Here is an 8,584-nt window from a genome sequence, read left to right as displayed (position 1 = left end):
GGCCTTTCGACGGTTTGGAGTCAGGCCAGGGAGTCGACCCAGGCGCGGTGCAGGTCCGAGAAGCGCCCGGACCCGGCCGCGATGAGCTCACCCGGGGCACCGTCCTCGACGATGCGCCCGTGCTCCATGACGAGCACCCGGTCGGCGACCTCGACGGTCGAGAGGCGGTGGGCGATGACGATCGCCGTGCGTCCCGCCAGGATCGTCTGCAGGGCTCGTTGCACCAGCCGCTCCGACGGGATGTCGAGCGAGGAGGTCGCCTCGTCGAGGATGAGGACAGCCGGGTCGGCGAGGAACGCGCGCGCGAACGCGACGAGCTGTCGCTGGCCGGCGCTGAGCAGGCCACCGCGGTTGGAGACCGGGGTCGCGTAGCCCTCGGGAAGGGCCGAGATGAAGCCGTGCGCGCCCAGCTCACGGGCGGCCGCCTCGACCTGCTCGTCGGTGGCGTCGGGCCGACCGAACCGGATGTTGTCGGCGACCGAGCCGCTGAACAGGTAGTTCTCCTGCGTCACCATGACGACGGCCCGGTGCAGGTCGTCCTCGGTCAGGCGCCGCAGGTCGACCCCGTCGAGGAGCACCTGCCCGCCGGTCGGGTCGTAGAAGCGGGTCGTGAGCTTGGCCAGAGTGGTCTTGCCCGCGCCCGTGGTGCCCACGAGCGCGATGGTCTGGCCGGCCGGGACCGTCAGGTCGAGGTCGGGCAGCACCGGCGAGCCGGGGACGTACTCGAACCGCACGTGGTCGAAGCGCACCTCACCCCGCGGGTCCCCGAGGGCGACGGGGTGCTCCGGCTCGGGGACGTCGGGCGCCTCCTCGAGCACACCGGACAGCTTCTCGAGCGCGGCTGACGCGGACTGGAAGGTGTTGTAGAACTGCGAGATCTCCTGCATCGGCTCGAAGAACTGGCGCAGGTAGAGCAGGAAGGCCGCGAGGACGCCGACCGTGACGTCGCCGTGGTAGGCGAGGTAGCCGCCGTAGAGCAGCACGACGGCGATCGTGACGTTGCCGATGAGCTTGATCCCCGGCATGAACCAGGCCACGAGCCGGAACGCGACGAGGTTGGCCCGGCGGTACTGGTCGTTGACGTCCTCGAAGATCGCCTGGTTGCGCGGCTCGCGCCGGAAGGCCTGGACGGCCCGGATGCCGTTCATCGACTCCACGAAGTGGACGATGACGAGGGCCACCTTCTCGCGGGTGGTCCGGTAGGTGCGCGCCGACTCCTTCCGGAACCAGTTGGTCAGCAGCGCCAGGGCGGGGCCGCACAGCAGCGCCACGAGTCCCAGCTTGACGTCGAGGACCAGGAGCAGGACGGAGGTGCCGACGAGGGTCAGGGCCGCCGTGACGAGCCCGTCGAAGCCGGTCTCGAGCATCTCGTAGATCGCGTCGACGTCGGAGGTCTGGCGAGAGATGACGCGGCCCGAGGTGTAGCGGTCGTGGAAGGCGGGGCTCAGCCGCTGGAAGTGCCGGAAGATGCGGCGCCGGATCAGCAGCAGGATGTCCTGGCCGATCTGGCCGGAGCGGACGAGGAAGAGGTTGCGGGACACGGCTTGGGTCACGGTCGCGAGGAGCACGAGCCCGACGACGAGCAGCAGCGGCTCGAGGTTGCCGGACTCACGGATCGGCGGGATGCCGACGTCGATGCCCTCCTTGACGAGGTACGGGATCGACAGTCGCGCGGCGTTCTCGACGACGACCACGACCATGAGCCACCACAGCGCACGCCGCCACGGCCGCAGCACCTCCCCCAGCAGCCGGCGCGAACGGGTGGCGAGCCCGGCCGACGCCTCGGCGGTCAGGTCCCCCTCGATCTCGTCGGCGGCCACACCCCGCCAGTCCTGGGTCTGTGCGCTCATGCGGACACCCCCCTGCTGGCCGGGTCGGAGAAGTCGGAGGCGTGGGCTTCGCGCAGCACCTCGCGCGAAACGGTCCGGTCGGGCGCCTCCCCGGAGGCGGGGTCGTCGACGCCGTCGGCCGCGAGCAGGTCGCGGTAGGCGGGCACGGTGTCGAGCAGCTGCCGGTGGGTGCCGACGTGGGTGATGGTGCCGGCCTGCAGCAGGGCCACCTTGTCGGCGAGCATCACCGTCGAGGCGCGGTGGGCGACGATCAGGCCGGTGGTCTCGGACAGGACGTTGGCCAGGGCCTGCTCGACGAGCTTCTCGGTGTGCACGTCGAGCGCTGACAGCGTGTCGTCGAGGACGAGCACGGCGGGCCGGGAGAGCACGGCCCGGGCCAGGGCGAGCCGCTGGCGCTGACCGCCCGACAGCGACATGCCCTGCTCGCCGATGCGGGTGTCGAGCCCCCACGGCAGGTCGTGGACGAACCCGGCCTGCGCCACCTCGAGCGCAGCCAGCACCTCCTCCTCGGGGGCGTCCGATCGTCCGAGCGTGACGTTCTCACGCGCGCTCATCGAGAAGAGGGTGGGCTCCTCGAAGGCGGTGGCCACGAGGCTGCGCAGCTCGATCAGCTGCAGGTCGCGCACGTCGACGCCGTCGATGGTGATGCGGCCACCGGTCACGTCGAAGAGCCGCGGCACGAGAGCAGTCAGGGCCGTCTTGCCCGTGCCGGTCGCGCCGACGAGGGCGACCGTCTCGCCCGGGGCCAGGTCGAGGTTCACGTCGTGCAGGACCGGCTGGTCCGGCGCGTCCGGGAACGCGAAGTCGACGTGCTCGAAGCGCAGGTGGCCGCGCGCGCCCGACACCTCGGCCGGTCCGGGGCCCGAGACGATGTCGGGCTCGGTGTCGAAGATCTCGAGGACGCGCGCAGCCGCGGTCATGGCCTCATGGGCCATGGCGAGGATGACCCCGAGGGACGACACCGGCCACACCAGCGAGAGCATCAGGGTGATGAAGGCGACGAGCTCGCCGGGGGTGAGGTTGCCGTGGCCCACGCCGATGGCCCCGAGCAGCAGCACCACCACGACGGCGAGGTTGGGGATGACCTCGAGGAAGGTCCAGAACTTCGCCGACAGCCGGACCTTGTCGATGCTGGTCGCCCGCAGCTCTAGCGCGGCCTGGTCGTAGCGCTGGGCGACGTGGTCGCTGCGCCCGAAGGACTTGATGACGCGGACGCCGACGGCGCCCTCCTCGGCCTGTGTGGCGAGGTCGCCCTGCTGGTCCTGGACGCGCCGCGAGATGACGACGTACGCCTTCTCGAACCGCATCGACAGCCAGATGATCGGCACGGCGACGGCCGCGACGACCAGTCCCAGCGGCCAGTACATCGTCAGCAGCACGATGGTGACCGTCACCAGCTGCAGCACGTTGACGACGAGGAAGAGCAGGCCGAACCCGCTGAAGCGACGGATCGCCGAGAGGTCGGTCGTCGCCCGCGACAGCAGCTGGCCGGACTGCCACCGGGTGTGGAAGCTCATCGGCAGGCTCTGCAGCCGCGCGTAGAGGTCGCGGCGCAGCTGGGTCTCGAGGCCGAGCACGGCGTTGGACTGAACCCATCGACGCACGAAGATGAGGACGGCCTCCAGCACCCCGAGCGCGAGGGCCAGCAGTCCGAGCGGCAGCACCGGCGCGAGCTCGTGCCGGGTGATGGGGCCGTCGATGATGGCGCGCGTCACGAGCGGGATGGCGATCGAGAGTCCTACGCCGGCGATCGAGGCCGCGAACATGACCACGAGCGCCCGTCGGTGGGGGCGCAGGTAGCCGCGAAGCCGCCACAACGATCGGACGGACGCGGGCGGCTGGGAGTCGGGTTTGTCTGGCATCAGAAGCCGACGATAACCCGCCCCTCCGACACAGATGCCTCTGGGTCAGATTCTTCTGTCGGCGACGGTCAGGTGGCCTCGGAGTCCCAGGGCGTCGGGACGGACGGGTCGTGGCCGCGCGGCGTGCTCACCGGCTTGTCGACGGCCGGCGAGGGCGCATAGTCCTCGTCGGGCGGCGACGACAGCGCGTCGCGCACGATCTTGCGGGGGTCGTACTGGCGGGGGTCGTAGGCCTTCCAGTCGACGTCGGAGAACTCCGGCCCCATCTCGTCCTTGAGCTGCTGCTTGGCACGGTCGGCCATGGCGCGCGCCTGGCGCACGAACCTGCCGAACTTCGCGGCGTAGTCGGGCAGGCGCTCGGGCCCCAGGATGACGATGGCGAGCACACCGAGCAGGAGCAGCTCCCACCCGTTGATGTCGAACACAGTCCCTCGCTTCCACGCGTGTTGGCGCGGCCATCCTATGGCGGCCGGCTGGGCTTCAGCTGCGGGGATCCGCCTCGAGGGTCATCTTGAGGTCGAGCTCTGCGTCCCCCCGCTTGACCTTGAGGGTGACCGTGTCACCGACCGCTCTGGCACGGATGGAGACGACGAGCTGGTCGGGGGTGCGGATGCGCTTGCCCTCGAACCCCACGATGACGTCGCCGGGCCTGACGCCGGCCTTGGCCGCGGGACCGCCGGCCGTCACGGCGCCAGCCTTGTCGGACACCTGGGCCCCGTCGCCGGAGTACGTGCGGTCGAGCGAGACGCCGATGATCGGGTGCGTGGCCTTGCCCGTGGCGATGAGCTGGTCGGCGGTTCGCCTGGCCTGGTCGCTCGGGATCGCGAAACCGAGGCCGATGCTGCCACCGGTGGAGCCGCTCGTGCCGGGCACGCGGGCGATGGCGCTGTTGACGCCGATCACCTTGCCCGACATGTCGAGAAGCGGTCCACCCGAGTTGCCGGGGTTGATGGCGGCGTCGGTCTGGATGGCGTTGATGTACGAGGACTCGCCCGGGTCACCCGGTATCACCGGCCGGTTGAGGGCGCTGACGATGCCGGTGGTGACGGTCTGGTCGAGACCCAGCGGGGCTCCGACGGCGATCACCTGGTCGCCGACGACGACCTTGTCGGACGGGCCGAGCCGCAACGGCGTGAGGTCGGTCCGCTTGATCCTGAGCACGGCGAGGTCGTAGCTGGCGTCCCGCCCCACGATCGAAGCCTTCTCGGTGTCCCCGTTGCTGAGGACGACCTCGATGTCGCCGTTGACGCCGCCCTGGACGACGTGGTTGTTGGTGAGCACGTGGCCCTTGCCGTCGACGACGAAGCCCGACCCCGTGGCCGAGCCCTCGCTGCCCCCGCTGACCTTGATGGTGACGACGCTCGGCAGGGCCACTGCGGCGATGCTGGCGACCGAGCCGGCAGGCCGTTGTGTGGCTCCCGGGCCGGGGTCGGGCAGCGTCGAGCCGGCGAGGTTGATCCGATCCTCGGCAAGCTGTCCAGCCACGCCTCCCACGACTCCGGAGAGCAGGCAGAGCCCTGCCACCGCGGCCACCAGCCTGCCTCGCCCACGTCGCCGGGTGGGGGGAGCAGGGTCGTCGGCCAGGAGTACGCCGGCCGCGGGTCCGCCGTCGGCACCTCCGCCGGCGCCGGGGCCGGGTCGGGCGCCCTCAGAGGGCGGCGCGTAGGGCGATGGACCCGCGGCAATGCCGTCGGGTCGGTCGTCGTTCCAGGGCTCGTCGGCCCTCGCGGGCGCACCCGCTGCGCGCGGCTGTCCGCCGCCACCGAAGACGTCGAACCAGGCGTCGTCGGGGTGCTGCTGCCCCTCCTGGCCGGTCGGCACACCCTCGACCGCCGGCGCCGGTGGCCCGGCCGACGAGGATGCCGGCGAGGAGGCCGACGAGGATGCTGGCGCCGGTGGCCCGGCCGACGAGGATGCCGGCGAGCCAGCCGGCGTGGGGATGGCTCGGGTGTCGTGCAGGTCGATGATGCCGGTGGGCTCGTAGCCACGTGCCCGCTCGGGGGGTCCGGCCGCATCGGCCCCTCGAGGGGCGGACGGAGACGACGGGTCGGGCACCGCCGCCGGCTCGGGTACCGATGCGGGCTCCGGGGCTGCCGCGGGCCCGGGCTCCGGCGCCCTCGACTCGTCGCTCATGGTCGTGATTGTGCCGAACGGGAGGTGGTGATCCGAACCGAGTCCACCAGCCCGGACACCACACCGGGCCTGACCGCCGAGGCAGAGGTGCCGCCGGCGGTCGCCGACCGCGTCGACACGACCCAGTGGGGCAGGCTCCCGGAGTCGAGCCCGCCCGCCCTGCCGGCGTCCCGGGAGACCGGCGTGACCCGGCTTCCCGGCAGCACCGCGCCACCGAAGTTCACGGCGCTCGCGGGGCCGGCACCGAGGTTGGCCACCGGGCCGCGGACGGACGGGGCCCCGCCCCCGGGGACCGGCGAGACGGCCAGACCCCACGCCGCTGCGACGGAGGCGCCGGCGGCGATGGAGGCGACGACCGCGGCGCGCATCGGGGAGCGGTGCAGGGCCGGAGCCGTCGGGGGGACGGTAGGCACGGGCTCGTGGGCCGGGGCGGACGGCATACGGAAGCCGACGGGAGGGACGGGGACGCGGGGAGGGTTCACGCGCGCCTCGGTCGAGGTGGAGGTTGAGGCCGCCGACGCGAGGCCGATCAGGGACGTGCGCAGGCTCGTCGGGACGCCGGTGTCGGCGCGCAGCGCCGCGACGATGCGCCGCTCCTGGTCGGCGGCGGCGCGACACACCGCGCAGCACACGAGGTGCTTGTCGAAGAGATGCAGCATCGGCGGGGGAAGTGCCCGGTCGACGTAGGCGCGGACGTGCCCCTTCAGATGCGGCGTCACGACATCACCTCGGGTCTCATCGCTGGCTCGCCGCCACCCGGCGGCCGGGCAGGCGCAGGCCGGCGCGGGCGGAGCGGGACTCGGGCTTGACGGGTCGGGCGGCAGCGGCCACCTCGGGCGCGCGGTGGGCCAGCGCCTCGCGCAGCTGGGCGCGGCCACGGTGGATGCGCGAGCGGACCGTGCCGAGCTTGACGCCCAGGGTGGCGCTGATCTCCTCGTAGCTGAGGCCCTCGATGTCGCAGAGGACCACGGCGGCCCGGAACTCGGGGGCCAGCGCGTCGAGGGCCCGCTGCACGTCGTCGTCGAAGCGGGCGTCGTGGTAGCTCTGCTCGGGGCCCTTCTCCAGGCTGGGGAGCCGCCCGGCCGCGTCCTCGGGGAGAGCGTCGAAGCGGATGCGCTGCTTGCGCCGCATCTTGTCGAGGAAGACGTTGGTGGTGATGCGGTGCAGCCAGCCCTCGAACGTCCCGGGCTGGTAGGAGTTCAGCGAGCGGAAGACGCGCACGAACACGTCGTGGGTGAGGTCCTCGGCGTCGTGCGGGTTGCCCGTGAGGCGGTAGGCGAGACGGTAGACGCGCGCCGAGTGCTGCTCGACGATCTCCTCCCAGGTCGGAGGGGTCCATGCCGCGTCGGCCTGCTCCACCGAGGTGGGAGAGGTGGACGTCACGCTGGTGCTCACTTCGGGGCTTGCCTTTCAGGCGAAGGATCAACGACTAGAACGCCGCCACGGCTCGATTCGTTCCCACGATCCTCTCGGATGGGCCTGTCCGGGTCGTGGCGGGAACCTGTGCGCAGGCTGTGGGTCAGCGCGCCTGCGGGCCCCCGTCTCTGGGGGTCGCCTCGTGGTGGCGGCGCCCGTGGGTGCGGCGGGCCTCCTTCATCTCGGCCTCGTAGAGGTGGCGACGGCCCTGGACCAGGCGGTCCCGCGCGTCCGCCTCGAGCCGCTTGAAGGTGGAGTAGTAGGAGTCGTCGTAGTCCTCGACGATCTGGAAGGTCCACCGGCCCTCGACGACGTTTCGCCCGACGAGCTCCGTCTGGAGCCGGTCGGCGACCTCGTCGTGGCCGGCCTTGCGGAGGAGGTCGACGGCCTCGCCGAGCGCGAGGTCGGCCGTACCGGTCAACCGGTGGAAGCCGTAGAGGTGACCGCGAGCGTCCTCGACGACCTCCAGTGCCTCCGAGAGCTTGCCGAGGGCCTCGACGGTGGCGTCGTCGACCCCGTCAGGGCGCTGGTGTTCCGCGGTCGGCAGGTCCTGTTCGCTCATGACGCGATCCTTACCCGCTCCTGCACGGCGCGTGCCGAAACGGTTCGGATCGCCACAGTAGGGTTGCGGTCATGAGCACGCAGAAGGTCGCCGCATGGTCGCACGCCGAGGAGTTCGTCGCTCCGAGCGAGCACGTCGAGGAGGCTGGACGCCGCGGTGAGGAGCTGGGTGCCGAGCCCGTCGGCAACGGAGTCGGAGCGGTCCTGCAGATGCTCGCGGCCGCCACCGGTGCCAAGGCCGTGATGGAGATCGGCACCGGCGCCGGCGCGTCCGGGCTGTGGCTCCTCGGCGGCATGCCGGCCGACGGCATCCTCACGACGATCGACCTCGAGACCGAGCACCAGCGCGCCGCTCGGCAGGCGTTCGCCGCAGCCGGTTTCGCCCACCAGCGCACGCGCGTCATCGCCGGGCGGGCCCTCGAGGTGCTCCCCCGCATGACGGACGGCGCCTACGACCTCGTCGTCGTCGACGCCGACAAGCAGGAGTACCCCGAGTACCTCGCCCAGGCCACCCGCCTGCTGCGCTCCGGCGGCACCCTCGTCATGACGTGGACCGACAAGGAGTCCGACCCCGCCAGCCGTGACGCCGAGACGCGCACCCTGCGCGAGGTCGGCCGCACGATCCGCGACCAGGGCCGGTTCATCGTCTCGCTGCTGCCCGTGGGCGAGGGGCTGCTCACGGCCGTCAAGCGCTGAGAGCGCGTATGCCGTCCGGCCCGCCGGACGGCATACGCCCCGCTGGTCGCGGGCCCGGGAACGCGA

At 72.0% G+C, this 8,584-nt stretch carries 8 protein-coding genes; 1 reads left to right on the top strand and 7 read right to left on the bottom strand.

Annotated features, from left to right (window positions below; translation table 11 throughout):
* Positions 1-20 precede the first annotated feature (20 nt).
* From ABD194_RS12830 to ABD194_RS12800, 7 genes are all read right to left on the bottom strand, one after another.
* A complete protein-coding gene (locus ABD194_RS12830; RefSeq protein WP_343991904.1) occupies positions 21-1,850 on the bottom strand; it encodes an ABC transporter ATP-binding protein in 1,830 nt (609 codons plus the stop codon).
* Entirely contained in the window at positions 1,847-3,712 is a 1,866-nt protein-coding gene (locus ABD194_RS12825) for an ABC transporter ATP-binding protein (RefSeq protein WP_343991902.1), read from the bottom strand. Before ABD194_RS12825 ends, ABD194_RS12830 begins: the two co-directional genes overlap by 4 nt.
* Before the next feature lie 68 nt (positions 3,713-3,780).
* Positions 3,781-4,137 (bottom strand): Sec-independent protein translocase protein TatB, encoded by a 357-nt coding sequence (gene tatB / locus ABD194_RS12820; protein WP_343991900.1) that lies wholly within the window; start codon positions 4,135-4,137, stop codon positions 3,781-3,783.
* A gap of 55 nt (positions 4,138-4,192) precedes the next feature.
* Positions 4,193-5,845, bottom strand: a complete 1,653-nt coding sequence (locus ABD194_RS12815; protein WP_343991898.1) for a S1C family serine protease — start codon at positions 5,843-5,845, stop codon at positions 4,193-4,195.
* A complete protein-coding gene (locus tag ABD194_RS12810) occupies positions 5,842-6,564 on the bottom strand; it encodes an anti-sigma factor (protein ID WP_343991896.1) in 723 nt (240 codons plus the stop codon). Before ABD194_RS12810 ends, ABD194_RS12815 begins: the two co-directional genes overlap by 4 nt.
* 16 nt (positions 6,565-6,580) lie before the next feature.
* Positions 6,581-7,240, bottom strand: coding sequence for an RNA polymerase sigma factor SigE (gene sigE / locus ABD194_RS12805; RefSeq protein ID WP_343991894.1), 660 nt, complete (start codon positions 7,238-7,240; stop codon positions 6,581-6,583).
* 124 nt (positions 7,241-7,364) lie between these two features.
* Positions 7,365-7,823 (bottom strand): hypothetical protein, encoded by a 459-nt coding sequence (locus tag ABD194_RS12800; protein ID WP_343991892.1) that lies wholly within the window; start codon positions 7,821-7,823, stop codon positions 7,365-7,367.
* Positions 7,824-7,894: 71 nt separating this feature from the next.
* Between ABD194_RS12800 and ABD194_RS12795 the strand changes: the two genes are divergently transcribed.
* Positions 7,895-8,518: an O-methyltransferase gene (locus ABD194_RS12795; protein WP_343991890.1), complete on the top strand. Its 624-nt coding sequence runs from the start codon at positions 7,895-7,897 to the stop codon at positions 8,516-8,518.
* The last annotated feature ends 66 nt before the right edge of the window (positions 8,519-8,584 follow it).

The sequence above is a fragment of the Terrabacter terrae genome (assembly GCF_039529575.1).
Lineage (GTDB): Bacteria > Actinomycetota > Actinomycetes > Actinomycetales > Dermatophilaceae > Terrabacter > Terrabacter terrae.
The sequence above is the reverse complement of the archived record's forward strand: the minus strand, read 5'-3'. Positions and strand labels throughout refer to the sequence as shown.